Origin of the sequence: Methanobrevibacter filiformis, from assembly GCF_001639265.1 — an archaeon.
Classification (GTDB): domain Archaea; phylum Methanobacteriota; class Methanobacteria; order Methanobacteriales; family Methanobacteriaceae; genus Methanacia; species Methanacia filiformis.
Map to the genome: position 1 here is coordinate 1 of NZ_LWMT01000236.1, position 18,874 is coordinate 18,874.

An 18,874-nucleotide genomic window follows, 5' to 3' on the forward strand; every position below is an offset into this window, starting at 1 on the left:
AATTACTATTGCTTGTCCCATTCATCATGCCCATTTAAGGAAAAATGTTCGTGTGGTGATGGTGTAACTCCTATAAACTACAGAATCACCACACTTAAACATGAAATGATTAATAAAATGACTCAAAAACGCTATTTAACTATTTATGCTGAACGGTTCCAAACTGAAGGCGTAAATGGTTATCTTAAGCGTAGTAATGGTGTTTTAATGCTTTTAGGCTCCAATAAAGTAGCTGCAACTAATGAAATAAACATCAGAAATGCAATATACAATACAATACGAACAAGAAATCTAAAAGACACAATATACTAGAAAAAACATAAATAAACATAGTATAAAACCATACATGTCTAAATAAGTATCTCTTAGTCAGTATGCCATTTATCAAAACATGATTCATACAAAAGCACTAATTTATTAATACAAATTTCATAATAAATGCACAAAAACTTAATAAAAAAAAGTTTATTAAAGTCATTAATGCATGAAGTCATATTTCAACACAAAGATTATTAAACTTTACTAAAAAATAATCAACAAAGATAAATCACTTAAAACCCAATAAACTAAATAATAATCCTTATTTTAACTTAATATTACTTCATCATCATAATATAAGCCAATAAGTATCAATTAACTAATCAATGAATTATGGAAGATCTCCTAAAAGTAATAAAATATAAAATGATGTTAACTAAAATCAGTTTAAAGTGTTTAAACTTATTAAAATAGTAAAAAAGATTAATTAAGAGGATATCGAAGTATCGCTGCTATTCCACCTAAAGATTCTAATTGTTTTCCACCATCATGTTCACTACTTATTACTGTTACCTCCCCAGAAGTGTTTTCTACTTGTTCCATTATATTTTCAAGCCCTTCGCTTCTAACTATTTTATCAATAACAAGTAATTTATCAACTGCTCCAATATTTACTCCGTAAATTGTGTCTTTTTTTCCATAAACTACTTTATTTGATGATTTAGCTATTTCTTCAAGTACTTCATTTACTTTAGATATCTCAATAGCTATTATATTTTCAGAGCTTAATTTTTCAACTGTGCCTTTTTTAAGAACTTCCTGAATTCCAGATCTTCCACCTGCACCAGTACTTTCCAAAATAGTTTTTTTAGCTATATCTTTGTATTTATCAGCAAGATATGAATGAAAACCATTTTTAACAAATCCTGGACCTGCAATTATAATATTATTAATATCTTTAAACTTTAAAATAGCATCAACAATAGATTTATAGAAATTATCAATTTCTTTGTTTCTATTTTTGTCAATTATTCGTTTTCCAGAGATATTTCCAATAATAGGTCCATAATATTCAACACCAAACTGTCTAATAAGTCCCATATCTGCAACATCATCTTCAAGAACTATTATAATAGCTGATAATTTTTTAGATGCTTCAATAGCTTTTTTAAGTCTTTTAAGTGTCCAGTGACTCCATTTTTCCTTTGTTATTTTAAGAGGATTGTTTAATTTAACTTCAATAGTATGAGTAGAACCTAATGGAATTAAATCCTCAGGACCTTTCTCAATAATTCCAGTAACCCGAAGTTTTCCAGTGAAAATATGAAAAGATACTGATTTAACCCTAACTCCAAGATAAAATGTTTTTTTAATACCTCTATCACTTCTAAGCTTATCACCAGTTGTATCTTGGATTCTCCTTGTTGTTTTGGCAGATACAAGATCTTCCTCTTGAATAATATGAGATAAATGCCATAAATCATCTAAAGTTTCTGGAATTATCTCCATCAAACCTCTTTTTCTGTCCTGATAACCAATTTTCATTATATCCTCGAATTATACAGTTAAGTTATTTATATTTAACTAAAAAGTTGCAATAAAATAATAAAAATAGTAATTAATATTAAATTTTAATAAATTGTTAAGTTAATAAAATTGCTAAGTTATTAACTACAACTATTAAAATAAAACATAATTAATCTATAAATACTATTACTCATTCTAACATTATAAGTTCTAAAATAATATATAGTTCTAAATATATATAATTAATTATTATAAATGATTATAATTATAAGAATAAATGATTGTATTATAAGATATTTTCAATGTATTTAAGACAATGTTTAATATAAATAAGTCATATAATAACATTAATTACATTAATTACATTAATTACATCAAAAGCATTCGACTTATTATTAAATTTATAATTATAATTTGTTATACTTATAATTATATTCATATTAAGCTTATTAATTACATTTACGAGAGATTAAAATGGCAGAATACAGTGAAACCAGCTCTATCATGATTAGTTTAATTATTGGAGTTATTTTATCATTCTTATTTGATAATATGTTCGTACTTTTGTTTATAGGATTTTTATCTACTTATATGACAAATAAAGAAGAAAAAAACTATAAAATTGGAATTGTGGCAGCATTTATTTATTCGACCTTCAATTTCACCATAGGAATGATAATGATTCCAAATATCCCTGAAGGAATAATAGAAAACATAGGGTTTGATCCAGCAAATTTTATATTAGGATTTATTGTAACTTCACTTATTAGCGGAATTCTTGGATTTATAGGAGGGTTTGTAGCTGAACAAGCCCATATTAGAATAAATAAATCTAAAAAGAAAAAAACAAAACAACCTCCAAAACATATGCAAAGCTTTTAGTAAATCAATATATACACAACCAGTTAGATTAATCTTAATAATAATTTTAATAATAATTTTAAAATAATAATCTTAATATAGACGATAAAATGAATGTTGGAATACTTGGTGGAACAAAAGGTCTTGGAAAATCAATAGCTATTTTTTTAAAAAAAGAAGGATTTTCTGTAACAATTACTGGAAGAGACGAAGTTCAGGGAAATCAGACTGCAAAGGAAATTGGAGTTAGCTATTCAAAAGATAATAAAAAAATAGCTAACTTAAGCGATATATTAATTATTTCAGTGCCTATTGGGACTATTGAGAGCGTTATAAAAGAAATAGCTGATTCAACAAAAGAAGGATCAGTTATAATAGATGTTGCTTCTGTAAAAGAGAAACCAGCTGAAATTATGGAAAAATATCTAAAGAATAATGTTGAATTTATTCCAACTCATCCAATATTTGGTCCAAGAACACAATCTTTAAATGGACAAGTAATGGTATTGACACCAATAAAAAAAGGAAAATGGTATAAAAAACTAATAAAGTTTTTAAAATCGCATAATACCCGTATAGTTGAAACAGAACCTAAAGAACACGATGATATGATGGCAATTGTCCAAATATTAACTCATTACACATATATATCCACTGCATACGCTATAAAAAAATTAGGAGTTAATATTAAGCAAACAAGAAAATTTGCAAGTCCAATATATAATTTAATGGTTGATATGATTGCAAGAATCGTATCACAAAATCCAATACTTACATATTCTATTCAAAAAGAAAATGAAAATGGAGAACATGTAAGAGAAGTATTTTTAGAATCTGCTAAAGAAATAGAAAAAGCACTGAAAAGAAACGATAAAGATAAATTCACTGAAATAGCTATTTCAGCAACTAAAAATATGGATGATATACAAGATGCTCTTGGAAGAAGCGATAAAGCCATAGCCTCTCAAACTCACGAATTGGCACTCCTAAAAAACTCAATAAACAATGAAATAGTTGTAAAACACATCTACTCCAATGAGATTCATTGTGGAATTTTGAAAGAAATGGATCCAGAATATATAGTACTTGAAAGAGGTAAAAGAAGCACAAAACTTAAAATAGCTAATATTAAAGTTCTAAACGAAAGTGAAATACAAGAATGGAAAAAAGCGAATTATCCAAATGAAAAATATAATTTAAGCTGTATTTTCCCATTATCCTCCAATGCAGATATCATTAAGCTAGCTATTGAGTCAATGAATGACATCATAACTGTTGAAATTGTTGAAACATGGATAAATCCCCAAATACCAAAAAATATGTTAGGAATAACCTTTAAAATAGAAACATTTAATAAAAATTCAATTAAAGAAGTTGAAACATTCTTAAAAGGATTTGGAGCTGAAATTTATGGAAAATAAATTAAGTTAAATAAAATATAAAATTAAGCAAATAAGTTAAATTAAATATAAAATTAAGCAAATAAGTTAAATTAAATAAAATATAAAATTAAACGAATAAGTTAAATAGAATATATGAAATGAAGTAATAAATTAAATAAAATATATAAAATAAACTATATTACAATATATTTAAATAGAACACTCACTTTTAAACAAATTAATTTTTATAAAAGCTATAATTAATAACATTCCTATAAACCAAAACATTTATATAGATGACATTACATAATATATTATAGTAACTAAAGTTTACTAAAAGAATTTTTCTAATAAAAATTTATTTTAAGTATTATATTATCTTGTTTTTTTAAATTAGAAGATAAATTTTTAGTTATTAATCAAAATTATTACAATAATCAATTATTATACAATACCAAAGTAGTTTCAAATTAAAATTTATAAAAATAATTAAAAAATAATAGAAAATGTTTATTAAAATAATAAAAAAAGATATATAAAAATAGAAAATATTTATTAAAATATATTATTTGTTAAAAATATTACAATTATTGATTATTAATTTCCTATTAATTAATATTTATATCAATTAAATAAACCAAAAATACAAATTGGAGGATGAAATAGATGGAAGATAAAAAAATTCATCTTAAAGTGGCTGAAGCTAACTCACAATCAGATATTGGTCGAGGAATAGCTAAAATAGATCCCACTTGTATGCAAAAGTTAGGTATAAATGATGGAGATGTTATCGAAATCATTGGAAACAAATCAACAGGAGTTAGAGCTATCTCATCACAAACAGATGTGAATCTTGGAGTAATACGAATAGATGGTACAATAAGGAAAAATGCTCGGACTTCCATAGGTGAAGAAGTTGAAATTAAAAAAGCTGAAGTAAAAGAAGCTAAAAAAGTAGTTCTTGCACCTGTAGAACATCATGTGCAAATACAGGGTGATGTTAGAGCACCATTCCTGAATACAATAGTAGTACAAGGAGATTTATTTGTATCTGGAATTCAAGCACCTTCAAACGTGCCTAACTTACCAAGAGGAGGAATATTTGATGATATTTTCAAGAATATGATAAATGTTGCTCCAATGGGAGAGCTTAAATTTGCAGTTGTATCAACAAGTCCAAACGGAGTGGTTATTATAGGTCAGAACACTCACGTAGAAGTACATTCAGACCCTGTAGACCTTTCAAAAATAGAAGGAGTTAGTAACTTTGTTGATGTTAGCTATGAAGACATAGGTGGACTTAAAGAAGAAGTTAAAAAAGTTAGAGAAATGATTGAAATTCCTCTTAAAAGACCTGAACTTTTTGAAAGGCTTGGAATTTCACCACCAAAAGGAGTTTTAATGCATGGCCCACCTGGTACAGGTAAAACATTACTTGCAAAAGCAGTTGCAAGTGAAAGTGATGCTCATTTTATTGTTATAAATGGACCAGAAATAATGAGTAAGTATGTTGGAGGATCAGAAGAAAATTTAAGAGAATTCTTTGAAGAAGCTGAAGAAAACGCTCCATCAATCATATTCATTGATGAATTAGATGCGATAGCCCCTAAAAGAGAAGAAACTCAAGGAGAAGTTGAAAGAAGAACTGTTGCTCAGCTTTTAACTCTTATGGACGGTCTAAAAGCAAGAGGTCAAGTTGTAGTCATTGGAGCAACTAACAGACCAGACTCATTAGATCCTGCATTAAGAAGACCTGGAAGATTTGATCGAGAAATAGAAATAGGTGTTCCAGATAGAGAAGAAAGAAAAGAAGTTTTAGAAATCCATACACGAAGTATGCCAATAGCTGAAGATGTAAATCTTGAAGAGCTATCAGAAATAACCCATGGTTTTGTAGGAGCTGATCTTGAAGCTTTGTGTAAAGAAGCAGCAATGCGGGTAGTTAGAAGAGTCCTTCCAGATATTAAAACAGATGAAGAGATTCCAAAAGAAACCCTACAAAAATTAGTGGTTACAAAAGATGACTTTAAAAAAGCATTAAAAGAAATTCAGCCATCTGCACTTAGAGAAATCTTAGTTCAAATTCCAGATATTGGATGGAAAGATATTGGAGGTCTTGATAATGCTAAACAAGAATTACAAGAAGCTGTTGAATGGCCATTAAAATATCCAGAAAATTTCGAGAAATTCGGAGTTAAACCTCCAAAAGGAACATTACTTTACGGCTCTCCAGGTACAGGTAAAACATTACTTGCAAAAGCAGTTGCAAATGAAAGTGAAGCAAACTTTATAGCAGTAAAAGGTCCTGAACTCCTATCTAAATGGGTAGGAGAATCTGAAAAAGGTGTTAGAGAAATATTTAGAAAAGCGAGACAAACTGCACCAACAGTTATCTTTTTCGATGAAATAGACTCAATAGCTAGTTCAAGAGGAGGAAGTGGAGATTCTGGAGTAACTCAAAGAGTAGTTAATCAATTACTAACCGAAATTGATGGTATGGAAGAATTAAGAGATGTAGCTATTATAGCAGCAACAAACAGACCAGATATAATCGATCCCGGATTAATGAGACCTGGAAGATTCGACAGACATATAAAAGTAGAAAGTCCAAATGAAGAAGGCAGATTAGCTATTTTTAAAGTCCATACACAAGATATGCCACTTGCAAAAGATGTGAAACTAGAAAAATTATCTAAACAAACAGATGGTTATGTTGGAGCAGATATAGAAGCCGTATGTCGTGAAGCAGCAATGTTAACCTTAAGAGACAGCCTTGAATCAACAGAAGTCAAAATGAAATTCTTCACAAAAGCAATGGAAAAAGTCAAACCAAAGCAGCTGGAAGAAGAAAATCTAGTACAATACAGCTAAGATAACTAAGATAACTAAAACAAAACAGCTAAGATAACTAAAACAAAACAGCTAAAACAAAACAGCTACAAAAAATAAATTAAGAGTGAGGAGAAAATCCTCACTTTTTTATTATAAGTTAGTATTACTTTTTATTAAATTAGTAATAAATAACATAAATATTAATTATAAAAAATTAGTTATATCTAATAAGAAACCTATAACTATTCATACTCATATTTATAATTAGATTTAATTATAATTAGATTTAATACGCAAATTAATAATCAAATTAAAAATTCAAGAGCAAAAGTGATGATTATAATGGACGAACATATCATAGAAGCAATGGGAAAGACCAAAGTTGTTATAAAAGATGGGAAAGTTGTTGAAGTTGGAGAACCTAAAATAAATTATTGTCCACTATTCCATAAACGGAGAGGAGTTGAGCAAATTGATAAAAAAGCTGTAAAAGAGAATATGGAATACAGAATGGAAAAATTCGGAATGTGTACACCAAACAGAGAAATAGAAATGAATGACTTCCTATCCTTTGGAATATCCGAGATCATATCAACACTTCTTGAAGAAAAAATAATTGATTGTAGTATTATGGTATGTGATGGAGCTGGAACTGTAATTGTAAATGATCCAAATAAAGCACAAGGAATTGGAGGAAGAGTTTCAGGTTATGTCAAAACCAGTCCCATATTAGAAGTAATAGAAAAAATAAAACCAGAAAATATATTAGATCCAGAAAATGCAACAATAAACCAATTAGAAGGAGCAAAAATAGCTATTAAAAAAGGATTTAAAAATATAGTAGTGACTATTACAAATAGTGATGATGCAAAAGAGCTTAGAAAACTTGAAAAAGAGTCAGAAAATATTAATATATACTTATTTTCTGTTCACAGCACGGGAGTAAATTTAGATGAATCCAAAGAACTGATTAAACACTGCGATGTATTAACAGGATGTGCGTCAAAAACAATTAGACAAAACGGAGATGAAAAAGCCCTTATAAAAGTTGGAGAATCAATTCCAATATTTGGAACAACTGAAATTGGTAAAAAATTCATAGAAAAACGATTAGAAAAAATAGGAGGGAAAGCAGCTAAAAAAGACCCTAAATTACCAAGTCCATTAATCTAATTCAATTATTATTAATTATTACTACTAATATTGTTATTAATAGTATTACTATTACTCACTATTACTACTAATATTATTATTAATAGTATTACTATTACTCACTATTACTATCACATTATTATTAAATAAAATAATGGAAAAATAAAACAAAGTATTATTATATTAAAATGAGGGATAAAAATTGACTCAATTGGAAGATGCTAAAAAAGGAATTATAACTGAAGAAATGAAAGCAATAGCTAAAATGGAAAATATTTCTGAAGAGAAGATTACTAGGAGAATATCTGAGGGTACAGTAGTTATACCTAAAAATATCAATAGAAATACTAAAAGCTATGGTATTGGTGAAGGTCTTACCACTAAAGTCAATGCAAACATTGGCTCATCATCAAAAGTAGAAGATATTAATGTAGAAATTGAAAAAGCCAAAATAGCTGTTGAATATGGTGCAGACGCAGTAATGGATTTAAGTACTGGTCCTAAACTTAATGAATTTAGGGAAAAGATATTAGAGGCTATTAATGTTCCAATTGGCACTGTTCCAATTTATGAAGCCGGGGTCAAAGCATTTAACCGCGATGGTTCTGTAAACAATATGACTGAAGAAGATATCTTTAAAGCTATTGAAAATCAAGCAAAAGAAGGTATTGACTTCATGACACTGCACTGTGGGATAAATAAAGACTTAGTTTACAAATTAAAAGATTCTGATAGAACTATGGGAATTGTAAGTAGAGGCGGAACTTTCCTTTATTCATGGATACTTGAAAATAAATTAGAAAACCCTTTATTCGAAAATTATGATTATATTTTAGAAATAGCTAAAGAACATGATGTTACATTGAGTCTAGGTGATGGATTACGTCCAGGTTGTTTATCTGATGCTACAGATATTGCCCAAGTTCAAGAATTAGTAACTCTTGGAACACTTGTTAAAAAAGCAAGAGAATTTGATGTTCAAGTTATGGTTGAAGGTCCAGGACATGTTCCTTTAGACCAAGTAGCAAGTAATATGAAAATACAAAAAACTATATGTAAAGGTGCTCCTTTCTATGTACTGGGACCTATTGTAACTGATTTAGCTCCAGGTTATGACCATATTACATCCGCTATTGGAGGAGCCGTTGCAGCTGCATCAGGAGCAGATTTCTTATGTTATGTCACTCCAGCTGAGCATTTAGGACTTCCATCCGTTGATGATGTTAAAGAAGGAGTTATAGCCTCTAAAATAGCTGCTCAAGCAGGTGATGTTGCATTAGGTTTAGATTCTGCATGGGCAAAAGAAAAAGAAATGGCAGCTGCTCGTGAAAACTTTGACTGGGACAAGCAATTCGAGCTATCATTTAATAGACAAAAAGCAAAAGAATATAGAAACAGATGCCATATTGAAGATGATAAAATGTGTTCTATGTGTGGAGAATACTGTTCTATTAGAATAGCTAAAGAAAATAGACAATGAAGTTTAGATAATTTATAAGTAAAGCTAAATACGAGTATAACCAACATATATATGATAAATTTATACAATACAATTGATTCTATTTTATTTCATTTCATTGTATAGTATCAAACTATACTTAAAATTATTACAAATAGATGATATTATATATAATAAAAAACATAAATCATAACATATTAATAAAAAATTAAAAAGTTGGTAATCATATGAATTTAGAACATATTAATGGCGAAAATAAAGGAAATGTACTTTTATTTGCTTTAAGTACATGTCAATGGTGCAAAAAAACAAGAGCTTTGCTTGAAACCCTTAATGTAGAATACGACTATGTTTATGTCGATTTAACATCTGGAGAAGAAAGAGACGAAGTAATTACTGAACTTGAAAAATGGAATGAAAACCTTTCTTTTCCAACTATTGTCATAAACGAAAAAGATGTTATAATTGGGTTTGAAGAAGACATAATAAAAAAAACATTCCAATAACTTAGTTGATTCAGAATCAACACATTTAAAGTATAAGTTAGTTTTAAAAACTCTAAAACTTATATTTATACATAATTATTACTTATTATTCAATATTACTTATTAATTAATTATTTAATTATTCAATTATTTATATAATATTAATTTTTATCAATTAATAGCTATTTTTAAATTTTCTTAAATAAATAATCAAAATTAATACAATAAATAATAATATTAGTAAATAATATTGCTAAATAATAATATTATTAAAATAAAAAATAAGGATAGATTTCATATGAGTAACCCTAATTCTTACGAAAAATTTAAAGAAGACAGTGAAAAAACAGGATACAATGTAAATACAGATAAAGAATTTGTAGAGGCACTATTAAAAAGCATTGAAGTGAATAAAGAAAGATATGGCTATGGTGCATGCCCATGCAGACTTGCTTCTGGAAAGAAAGAAAAAGACCTTGATTTAATATGTCCTTGTGATTACAGAGATTCTGACTTAAATGATTATGGAGCATGTTTTTGTGCATTATATGTAACTGAAGATGTTCTAAATGGGAAAAAAGAGTTAAAATCAATTCCAGATAGACGGTTAAAAACACTTAAAGCAAAATCTAAAGAATCATCTTCACAAAATCTAAATTTAGGCAAACTTAAAGTACCTATATGGAGATGTAAAGTTTGTGGATATTTATGTGGTAAAGAAAAACCTCCAGTGAAATGTCCAATATGTAAAGCTGAATCTGATAGATTTGAACAAATATTATAGATAAATAACTTAAATTACTTTTTAATTTAATTAATTAGTTAATATATTCCTTTTATTACTTTTTCTTATATAGCAACTAGATACAATTCTATAGTTATCATTAAATCTTATTTTTTAATTCTTTTGTAATGACTATCATCTGATAGGTATTATAATTATTAAAATTAGCTAAAATTAATTAATTTACTAAATAAATTATATTATTCTAATTAATCAAATAAAGATATATTGTATATTAATTATTAGAAATTATAGAAATAATACATGAAAATTCCATGTAGCTAATTATTAATAAGATAAACTACCATATTCTACATATTACTATTTAATAAATTAATAAAATTAGCAATTATATTAATTTATCAAATATTCTCATTTATCAAGCATATTTTAATTATCAAATTCTATCAAGAAATTCCAATATTAATAAAAGAAATTCCAATATTAATAATCGTTTATTTAAAACAGAGATTAGATATCATGAAATATCAAGAATTAGTAAATGTTTATGAAGCACTTGCAGGAACAACAAAGAGATTAGAAAAGACAGATATTTTAGCAGAATTTTTCTCAAAAGTAGATACTCAAACACTGCCTCAAGTCGTGCTTATGGCACTTGGGCTCGTATTTCCTCCATGGAGTGAAGAAGAGCAAGGTGTTGGAGATAAAATATTAATGAAGGCTGTTTCCAGTGTAGTTGGTGTTTCAACTAATGCAGTTGAAGATATGGTAAGAGAAAAAGGAGATATTGGAGCTGCAGCAGAAGAACTATATAAAAAACGAACCCAACAAACATTTTTCTCAAAGCCTTTGACTATTGACTTTGTTTTCACCAGTATAAGAAAAATAGCCAAAATCAGCGGAAATCATTCACAATCAAGGAAAATAGCTATTATTTTAGAATTATTATCATCAGCAAACGGTACAGAAGCAAAGTATATTTCAAAAACTGTTCTTGAAGAGTTAAGAATTGGAGTTGGAGAAGGAATAATAAGAGATGCTATTTCAAAAACATTTGGAATTGATAAAAAAGTAACTGAAAGAAGCCACATGCTTACAAATGATTTAGGACTTGTAGCAGAAGTTGCAATGAATGAGGGAGAAGAAGGACTTAAAAAACTAACACTTAAACCAGGACGACCTGTAAAACCAATGCTTGCTCAATTATCAGAAGGAATAGCTATTAGTATTAATGAAATGGGAAAAGCTATTTGTGAAACAAAATACGATGGAATACGAGTTCAAATCCACAAAATAAAAGATAATGTCCAGCTATTTACAAGAAGACTTGAAAATGTTACAGAAGCTATTCCAGAAATGAGTGATTATATAAAAGAAGCTTTTCCAGATGAAGATTTTATAGCCGAAGGTGAAATGGTTGCTACAAAAGATGGAAAGCCTATTTCATTCCAATATATCCTCCAAAGAGTTAGAAGAAAATATAATATTGAAGAGGCTATTGATAAAGTCCCCTTAACACTATTTTTATTTGATTTACTTTATTTAAAAATTCCTTTAATAGATGAACCTCTAAAAATTAGAAGAGAGTTATTAAAAGAAAATGTAAACACCTCTAAAGCCCAGATAAACCTAAGTGAAATGATTGAAGCTAGCCCTGAAAATATAGATGAAGCTGAAAAGCTATTTAACAGCTCAATAGCTGGAGGAAATGAAGGAATAATGATTAAAGATCCTGAAGAACCCTACATTCCTGGCATAAGAGGGAAAAAAATGCTTAAATTTAAAGCAGAACCTGAAACATTAGATGTTGTTGTTGTGGGAGGAACCCACGGACTTGGAAAAAGATCTAATTTCATTGGATCCTATTTAATAGCTATTAAAAACCAAGATAATGAATTAAAAACAGTAGCCCATGCAGCAACAGGATTAGATGATGAAACACTTGAAAAACTAACTAAATTAATGGAAAAATACAAGATTTATGAAAAAGGAACAAAGTTAACTGTAGAACCAAAAATAATATTAGAAATAGCTTACAGTGAAATAGTAAAAAGCCCAGAATACGAAGCAGGCTACTCTTTACGATTCCCAGTTGTTAGAAGAATAAGAGAAGACAAAAGTATTGATGATATTGATACTGTTGAAAGATTAGAATCAATGTTTAAAGGATAGTTAATATAACCAATATTACTAATAATATTCATTCCTAAGATATTATTACTAATTTAATATTTTTTAATATTAATTAAATTAATTAAATTATATATGGATTAAAAACAAATATAGCTATTAAATACTTAAATTCAATTTATTAACATAATTCAATTTAAAATTATATAATTGCTTAAAATTAAAAACTAAGAATAAATAATATATTTGTGATTATTATGAAGGGTATAATACTAATAATGGATGGAATAGGCGATCGTCCTTTAAAAGAATTAGATAATAAAACACCATTACAAGCAGCAAATACTCCCAATATGGATTTAATGGCTGAAAATGGTATTAATGGAATTATGGATTCAATTCAACCTGGAATTCGTCCAGGAAGTGATACTGCACATATTTCAATATTAGGATACAATCCTCATGAAGTTTACACTGGGCGAGGTCCATTTGAAGCATCTGGAGTAGGTTTAGATGTTATACCTGGAGATATAGCATTTAGATGTAATTTTTCAACTGTTAATGATGATTATATAGTTACAGACAGAAGAGCAGGAAGAATAAGAGATAATACTGCAGATTTAATAGCTAAATTAAATGAAATAGTTATTAAAGATTATGAAGATGTTAAAATAATTTTTAAAGAATCAACTGGACATAGAGCAGTTTTAATACTTAGAGGAAAAGGATTGTCTGATAAAGTCTCAGATGCAGACCCTAAAAAAGAAGGTAAATCACCTAAAGAAGTAATAGCTATTGAAGATACAAAAGAAGCTAGAAAAACATCAGATTTATTAAATAAATTAGTTAGAAAAACTTACGAAGTCCTTAAAGATCATCCACTAAACCTTAAACGAATTGAAGAAGGAGAACCTCCAGCAAATATTATCATTCCACGTGGTGTAGGACTTGTACCAAAAGTAGAAAGTCTTAATAAGAAATACAACATCAATTCAGCATGTATTGCAGAAACTGGACTTATAATGGGAATAGCTAGATTTGCAGGAATGGAGATAATCGAAGTTGACGGTGCAACTGGTGGAATAGACACTAATCTAGATAATATTACAGAAACAATTGTAAATAATGTGAATAACAGTGACCATGATTTCTTTTTAATAAATATCGATGGTGCTGATGAAGCAGGGCATGATGGAAACACAAAAGAAAAAGTAGAATTCATAGAAAAAGTAGACAAAGTAGTTATAAGTAAACTTATCCAACTTAAAGATTGTGTCATTATTTTAACTGCCGACCACTCAACCCCAATATCCCTAATGGATCATAGCGGAGATCCAGTTCCACTTGTTATTAATGGACCAGGTATAAGAATAGACAATGTTAAAAGCTTTAATGAAATTGATGCTCCATCTGGCGGGCTTAACAGAATTAGAGGATCTGACATCATGAATATATTGATGGATTTAATGAACAAAGCCCCAAAATTCGGAGCTTAAAGGAAATAGTTTAACACCACTAAATATAATCAACTTTAATTTACCAATACCAAATATAATCAATTTTAATTTACCAATACCAAATATAATCAATTTTAAAATTATAATGTAATTATAATTTGATTATTATTTAGCTATTTTAATTATTAGCTATTTAATAGAATATTCAATTATTAAATCATTGATTTAATTAGTTTTAAATGTGAAAGGTGACATCAATGAAAAAACAAAAGCTTTTTGGAACATCTGGAATAAGAGGAAAAATTGGAGAAGATATTAGTGCAGAATTAGCACTTAACATTGGGAAATCCCTTGCAACATATTTAAATGGTGAAGGTGAAGTTGTTATTGGTTATGATACAAGAACTACTAATAAAATGATGGAAAGTGCATTAATCGCAGGTTTAATAGAATGTGAGTGTAGTGTACTTAGAGTTGGACTCGTTCCAACACCTATAACTGGATTTGCAGCTATGATTTATAATGCAGCTGCTGGAATAATGATAACTGCCTCACACAACCCATCTACAGATAATGGGATAAAAATATGGAACACTAATGGAATGGCATATACACAATCACAAGAAAAAGAGATAGAAGAAATATATTTCTCTAAAGGATTTAAACCAACAGAATGGAACAATATTGGTAAAATATATGAAATAGATTCAATTAAAGAAGAATATATTAATAAATTACTAAGCCTTGTTGATATAAAACCTGGACTTAAAGTCGTTGTTGATTCTGCTTCTGGTGCAGGGTCAGAATTATCACCAATAATTTTTAGAAAAGCAGGGTGTGAAGTAATAACCTTAAACTCTCAAATAGATGGATTCTTCCCAGGACGACAACCAGAGCCAAATGAAGCTAACTTGCAGGATCTCATGAAAGTAGTTGTAGCTACAAAATCAGATATTGGAATAGCTCATGATGGAGATGCTGATAGAATGATAGCTATTGATGAAAAAGGAAGAGTAAGTGATTTTGACAAATTGCTTGCTATTATATCTAAAAAATCAGCTGAAAAATTCGGAGGAAAAATTGTAACAACAGTAGATGCAGGTTTATCTATTGATAAAGCAGTGGAAGATAAAGGAGAGGTACTCAGAACAAAAGTAGGAGATGTTCATGTTGCTGAAGCTATGATGGAAGTGAATGCAAGTTTCGGTGGAGAACCCTCAGGAACATGGTTACATCCAGAATTCTGTATGTGTCCTGATGGTATCCTTTCAGGACTTAAAATAGCTGAAATTGTTTCAACCAATGGTCCCCTCTCTAAATTATTAGATGATATTCCATTATATCCAAATGCGAGAGTAAAAATACCTTGCTCAAAAGAAGATAAAGTAAATATAATGAAAGAAGTAGAATCCAATATAAAACAGGAATTCGAAGATATAGAATCCATCAATTCAATCGATGGAGTTCGTTTAACTTTCAAAGATAATAGCTGGGTGCTAATCAGACCATCTGGAACTGAAAATTACATTAGAATTACATTAGAAGGAACAAGTCAAGAAAAAGCAGATGAAATCAAAGATATATCCATGAAATTCATTAATAAATATTTAAATATTTAAATAATGACACTAAACAATCATAACATCGTATCACAAAAAACTCAAAAAATATTATGATTTCATGATATTTGGAATTTTAGGAGACCTCTATTCATTATGGAAAACGATTTCCCTATCACATTCAATGTCTCTAAAATAGGAATAGGAGGTTTAAAATGTCTTTTATAAAGTTAATATTAAAAAACTTATTTAAAAAGAGAAAAAAAGCTATGCTTACAATATTAATTTTAATTATGATAGTATTGTTAATATCTATTTTATCTGTTTTTATGTCAACTTTTGAAGAAATTAATAATAAAAGCATAACTGGAACTGGAGATTTTTTAGTTTTAGAAAATAGATCAGTTAATGAATTATATATTGGAGCTGAAGGAGTAATAGGAAGTGGAAATAATACAGATAACTTTGATCCACTAAATCAAACATTTATTAATGAGTTTTTAAATAATTTAAGTCATATAAGTGGTGTTAAAAAAATAATTTTAAAATTTAATGAGATTGAAGAAAAAGAAGGATTTACTACCTATTATTTTAACTCATCAGATTTACACTTATTAAAAATTAATTATATTGAAGGACATCAATTCTCCAATTCATCAGAAATAATAATTAGCAAAGATCTATCTAATCAACTTAATAAAACAACAGGAGACTCGTTGAAAGTTTCAAATAAAACATATACCATATCAGGAATATATAATGGGAACCTTTCCTTTGATTATGGGTGTATAGCTTCAATAGATAATGTTAATTTAATTAAAGATTCAAAACAAATCGAATTTGAACTTCCTTATTCTATTTCATTTATAGGATTTTTAGATGATGGAGCTAATAAAACTAAAGTTAAAAATGAAATAAATAATTTGGATAAACATATGAAAGCAGTTTTTTCAGTTAAAGATGTGGGTGTTTATCAATCATTTTATAATTTCATGAGTGAAATAGTTTTAGTTATTAATATAGTGTCAATTGCAGTAGGATGCATTATTGTCACTCACACTATACTATCCTCAGTTAATGAACGTGCCAGAGAGATAAGTATTTTAAAATCAGATGATTTGAGCAATAAAAGAATAATTTTAATGATAATAAGTGAATCATTAGTATTATGTTTTATAGCAGGGATACTGGGAATAATTGTTTCAATTGTTCTTATAAATATCATTTTCCACTATATCTTAATTGCAATACCAGTATATGATTGGAGTTTGATTATTGAAATATTAATAATAGTTATGATAATAAGTTTAGTCGGAAGTATTCTTCCTGCAATAAGAGCTGTGCGAAATCTTGCGAAATCTCCAACAGACAGGTGAGATAGGAGTAGTGAGATATTTAATTATAAGATTAACTCTATAAATCATTGTTAACTTTATTATTAATATTAAATCTATTATTATTAATTTTATTATTAAATATTATTAATACTAAATCTATTATTAAATAATTATATTAACCTAAATTAATTATAATTTGCAAATTATAAAGGAGGAGATCATTTGAAAGCAGTAATTTTAAGTGCAGGTGAAGGAACAAGAATGAGACCTTTAACTTTAACAAAACCAAAAACCATGTTACCTGTTGCTGGAAAACCAATTATACAATATAATATTGAAGCCCTTAGAGATAGTGGAATTACAGATATTCTTTTAATAGTAAACTATAAAGAAGAGTTTGTTAAGGATTATTTTAAAGATGGAAGCGAATTTGGAGTAACTATAAGTTATACTACTCAAAAAAAACTATCTGGAACAGCTAATGCAATTGGATATGCTGAAAAATTCGTAGAGGATAATGATTTTATTGTCCTTAATGGAGATATTATCTTAGATAATGAACTTATAAAAGAAATAATAACAGAATATAAACAATATACTCCAGATACCATCATGGTTTTAACAGAAGTCGAAGATCCAAGCCCATTTGGTGTTGTTGAAATCAAGGATAAAATAATAAAAAGTATCATTGAAAAACCTAAAAAAGAAGAAGCTCCAAGTAATTTAATTAATACTGGAATTTACGTATTCAACAAAGATATCTTCAAAAAAATAGCTAAAACTGAAAAATCAAGAAGAGGAGAATATGAAATAACTGATTCTCTTTCAATGCAAATAGCTGATAAAAAGATAATTCAAGGATATATCACAGATAAAAAATGGTTAGATGTAGGAAGACCTTGGGAACTTATAGAAATAAATGAACACCTTATAAAAGAAATCAAGCAAAATATTAAAGGAACTGTTGAAAAAGGAGCTACAATTCATGGAAACATATTTTTAGACGAAGGAAGTGTTATAAAATCTGGAGTTTATATTGAAGGATCAGTTTATATTGGAAAAAATTGTAATATAGGTCCTAACTGTTATATAAGAGGAAATAGCTATTTTGGAGATAATGTTCACATTGGAAATGCAGTTGAAATCAAAAATTCTCTTGTAATGGAAAACACTAACATCAATCACTTAAGCTATGTTGGAGATTCAATAATTGGATCCAAATGTAACTTAGGAGCTGGAACAAATATGGCAAACTTACGTTTTGATGATGGTTCTGTTAAAATAAGAGTTAAAGGCGAAAATACTGATAGTGGTCGTAGAAAGCTTGGAGCAATACTTGGAGACAATGTAAAAACAGGAATTAATTCTAGTTTCAGCCCAGGAGTCACAGTAGGTTTTAACTGTCTAATTGGTCCAGAAGTATTCTTAAGTGAAGATTTACCCTCAAATAAAATGGTTTTAGTAAAACAAGAATATGATGTTAGAGACATTGAAAATAAAGATAAAAAATCTAAAAAATAAAATAAAAAGAAAAAATGAAATACTGAAATAAAAAGAAAAAATATGGTTATGAAAAATTGAACTGATGAATATGGTTGAGTGTACTAAAAATTTGACTCCTGAAAAATGAATTATTATTAAAATCATGCCCCATAATAAATTCAAATCATGACCATTTGTCAAATATCTT

General features: G+C 28.0%; 14 protein-coding genes. 13 read left to right on the forward strand and 1 reads right to left on the reverse strand.

Annotated elements, in window-relative coordinates; genetic code table 11:
- Positions 1 to 312 (forward strand): transposase (locus MBFIL_RS06430; protein WP_157078708.1); only part of this gene is annotated, 312 nt, incomplete at its 5' end.
- A gap of 429 nt (positions 313 to 741) precedes the next feature.
- On the opposite strand, the gene MBFIL_RS06435 is transcribed toward MBFIL_RS06430, so the two are convergent.
- A complete protein-coding gene (locus MBFIL_RS06435) occupies positions 742 to 1,803 on the reverse strand; it encodes an mRNA surveillance protein pelota (RefSeq protein ID WP_066972743.1) in 1,062 nt (353 codons plus the stop codon).
- 456 nt (positions 1,804 to 2,259) lie between these two features.
- Between MBFIL_RS06435 and MBFIL_RS06440 the strand changes: the two genes are divergently transcribed.
- The 12 genes from MBFIL_RS06440 (at position 2,260) to glmU (ending at position 18,705) form a co-directional block, all read left to right on the forward strand.
- Positions 2,260 to 2,667 (forward strand): hypothetical protein, encoded by a 408-nt coding sequence (locus MBFIL_RS06440; protein ID WP_066972746.1) that lies wholly within the window; start codon positions 2,260 to 2,262, stop codon positions 2,665 to 2,667.
- A gap of 89 nt (positions 2,668 to 2,756) precedes the next feature.
- Positions 2,757 to 4,067, forward strand: coding sequence for a prephenate dehydrogenase (locus MBFIL_RS06445; RefSeq protein ID WP_066972748.1), 1,311 nt, complete (start codon positions 2,757 to 2,759; stop codon positions 4,065 to 4,067).
- A gap of 627 nt (positions 4,068 to 4,694) precedes the next feature.
- A complete protein-coding gene (locus MBFIL_RS06450) occupies positions 4,695 to 6,899 on the forward strand; it encodes a CDC48 family AAA ATPase (protein WP_066972750.1) in 2,205 nt (734 codons plus the stop codon).
- 303 nt (positions 6,900 to 7,202) lie between these two features.
- The gene (locus MBFIL_RS06455) at positions 7,203 to 8,033 is read left to right on the forward strand and encodes a methanogenesis marker 8 protein (RefSeq protein WP_066972752.1); all 831 of its coding nucleotides are present in this window, start codon (positions 7,203 to 7,205) and stop codon (positions 8,031 to 8,033) included.
- Positions 8,034 to 8,214: 181 nt separating this feature from the next.
- The gene (thiC, locus tag MBFIL_RS06460; protein ID WP_066972753.1) at positions 8,215 to 9,492 is read left to right on the forward strand and encodes a phosphomethylpyrimidine synthase; all 1,278 of its coding nucleotides are present in this window, start codon (positions 8,215 to 8,217) and stop codon (positions 9,490 to 9,492) included.
- Between the two features lie 206 nt (positions 9,493 to 9,698).
- Positions 9,699 to 9,977: a glutaredoxin family protein gene (locus tag MBFIL_RS06465; protein ID WP_066972754.1), complete on the forward strand. Its 279-nt coding sequence runs from the start codon at positions 9,699 to 9,701 to the stop codon at positions 9,975 to 9,977.
- 277 nt (positions 9,978 to 10,254) lie between these two features.
- Complete coding sequence (locus MBFIL_RS06470; protein WP_066972755.1) at positions 10,255 to 10,740, forward strand: ferredoxin-thioredoxin reductase catalytic domain-containing protein; 486 nt, start codon at positions 10,255 to 10,257, stop codon at positions 10,738 to 10,740.
- A gap of 480 nt (positions 10,741 to 11,220) precedes the next feature.
- Positions 11,221 to 12,873 (forward strand): ATP-dependent DNA ligase, encoded by a 1,653-nt coding sequence (locus MBFIL_RS06475; protein WP_066972756.1) that lies wholly within the window; start codon positions 11,221 to 11,223, stop codon positions 12,871 to 12,873.
- Between the two features lie 215 nt (positions 12,874 to 13,088).
- The gene (locus MBFIL_RS06480) at positions 13,089 to 14,327 is read left to right on the forward strand and encodes a 2,3-bisphosphoglycerate-independent phosphoglycerate mutase (protein ID WP_066972757.1); all 1,239 of its coding nucleotides are present in this window, start codon (positions 13,089 to 13,091) and stop codon (positions 14,325 to 14,327) included.
- Positions 14,328 to 14,545: 218 nt separating this feature from the next.
- Positions 14,546 to 15,907 carry a phosphoglucosamine mutase gene (glmM, locus tag MBFIL_RS06485; protein WP_066972759.1) on the forward strand — a complete coding sequence of 454 codons (1,362 nt, stop codon included), beginning with the start codon at positions 14,546 to 14,548 and terminating at the stop codon, positions 15,905 to 15,907.
- A 155-nt stretch (positions 15,908 to 16,062) separates the two neighbouring features.
- Positions 16,063 to 17,223, forward strand: coding sequence for an ABC transporter permease (locus MBFIL_RS06490; RefSeq protein WP_066972760.1), 1,161 nt, complete (start codon positions 16,063 to 16,065; stop codon positions 17,221 to 17,223).
- Positions 17,224 to 17,406: 183 nt separating this feature from the next.
- Complete coding sequence (gene glmU, locus MBFIL_RS06495; protein WP_066972762.1) at positions 17,407 to 18,705, forward strand: bifunctional sugar-1-phosphate nucleotidylyltransferase/acetyltransferase; 1,299 nt, start codon at positions 17,407 to 17,409, stop codon at positions 18,703 to 18,705.
- Positions 18,706 to 18,874 lie beyond the last annotated feature (169 nt).

What these genes read in the sequence shown, in the direction of transcription:
- MBFIL_RS06435 (WP_066972743.1), bottom strand. Translation starts at nt 1,803, where the DNA reads ATGAAAATTGGTTATCAGGACAGAAAAAGAGGTTTGATGGAGATAATT.
- MBFIL_RS06440 (WP_066972746.1), top strand. Translation starts at nt 2,260, where the DNA reads ATGGCAGAATACAGTGAAACCAGCTCTATCATGATTAGTTTAATTATT.
- MBFIL_RS06445 (WP_066972748.1), top strand. Translation starts at nt 2,757, where the DNA reads ATGAATGTTGGAATACTTGGTGGAACAAAAGGTCTTGGAAAATCAATA.
- MBFIL_RS06450 (WP_066972750.1), top strand. Translation starts at nt 4,695, where the DNA reads ATGGAAGATAAAAAAATTCATCTTAAAGTGGCTGAAGCTAACTCACAA.
- MBFIL_RS06455 (WP_066972752.1), top strand. Translation starts at nt 7,203, where the DNA reads ATGGACGAACATATCATAGAAGCAATGGGAAAGACCAAAGTTGTTATA.
- MBFIL_RS06465 (WP_066972754.1), top strand. Translation starts at nt 9,699, where the DNA reads ATGAATTTAGAACATATTAATGGCGAAAATAAAGGAAATGTACTTTTA.
- MBFIL_RS06470 (WP_066972755.1), top strand. Translation starts at nt 10,255, where the DNA reads ATGAGTAACCCTAATTCTTACGAAAAATTTAAAGAAGACAGTGAAAAA.
- MBFIL_RS06475 (WP_066972756.1), top strand. Translation starts at nt 11,221, where the DNA reads ATGAAATATCAAGAATTAGTAAATGTTTATGAAGCACTTGCAGGAACA.
- MBFIL_RS06480 (WP_066972757.1), top strand. Translation starts at nt 13,089, where the DNA reads ATGAAGGGTATAATACTAATAATGGATGGAATAGGCGATCGTCCTTTA.
- glmM (WP_066972759.1), top strand. Translation starts at nt 14,546, where the DNA reads ATGAAAAAACAAAAGCTTTTTGGAACATCTGGAATAAGAGGAAAAATT.
- MBFIL_RS06490 (WP_066972760.1), top strand. Translation starts at nt 16,063, where the DNA reads ATGTCTTTTATAAAGTTAATATTAAAAAACTTATTTAAAAAGAGAAAA.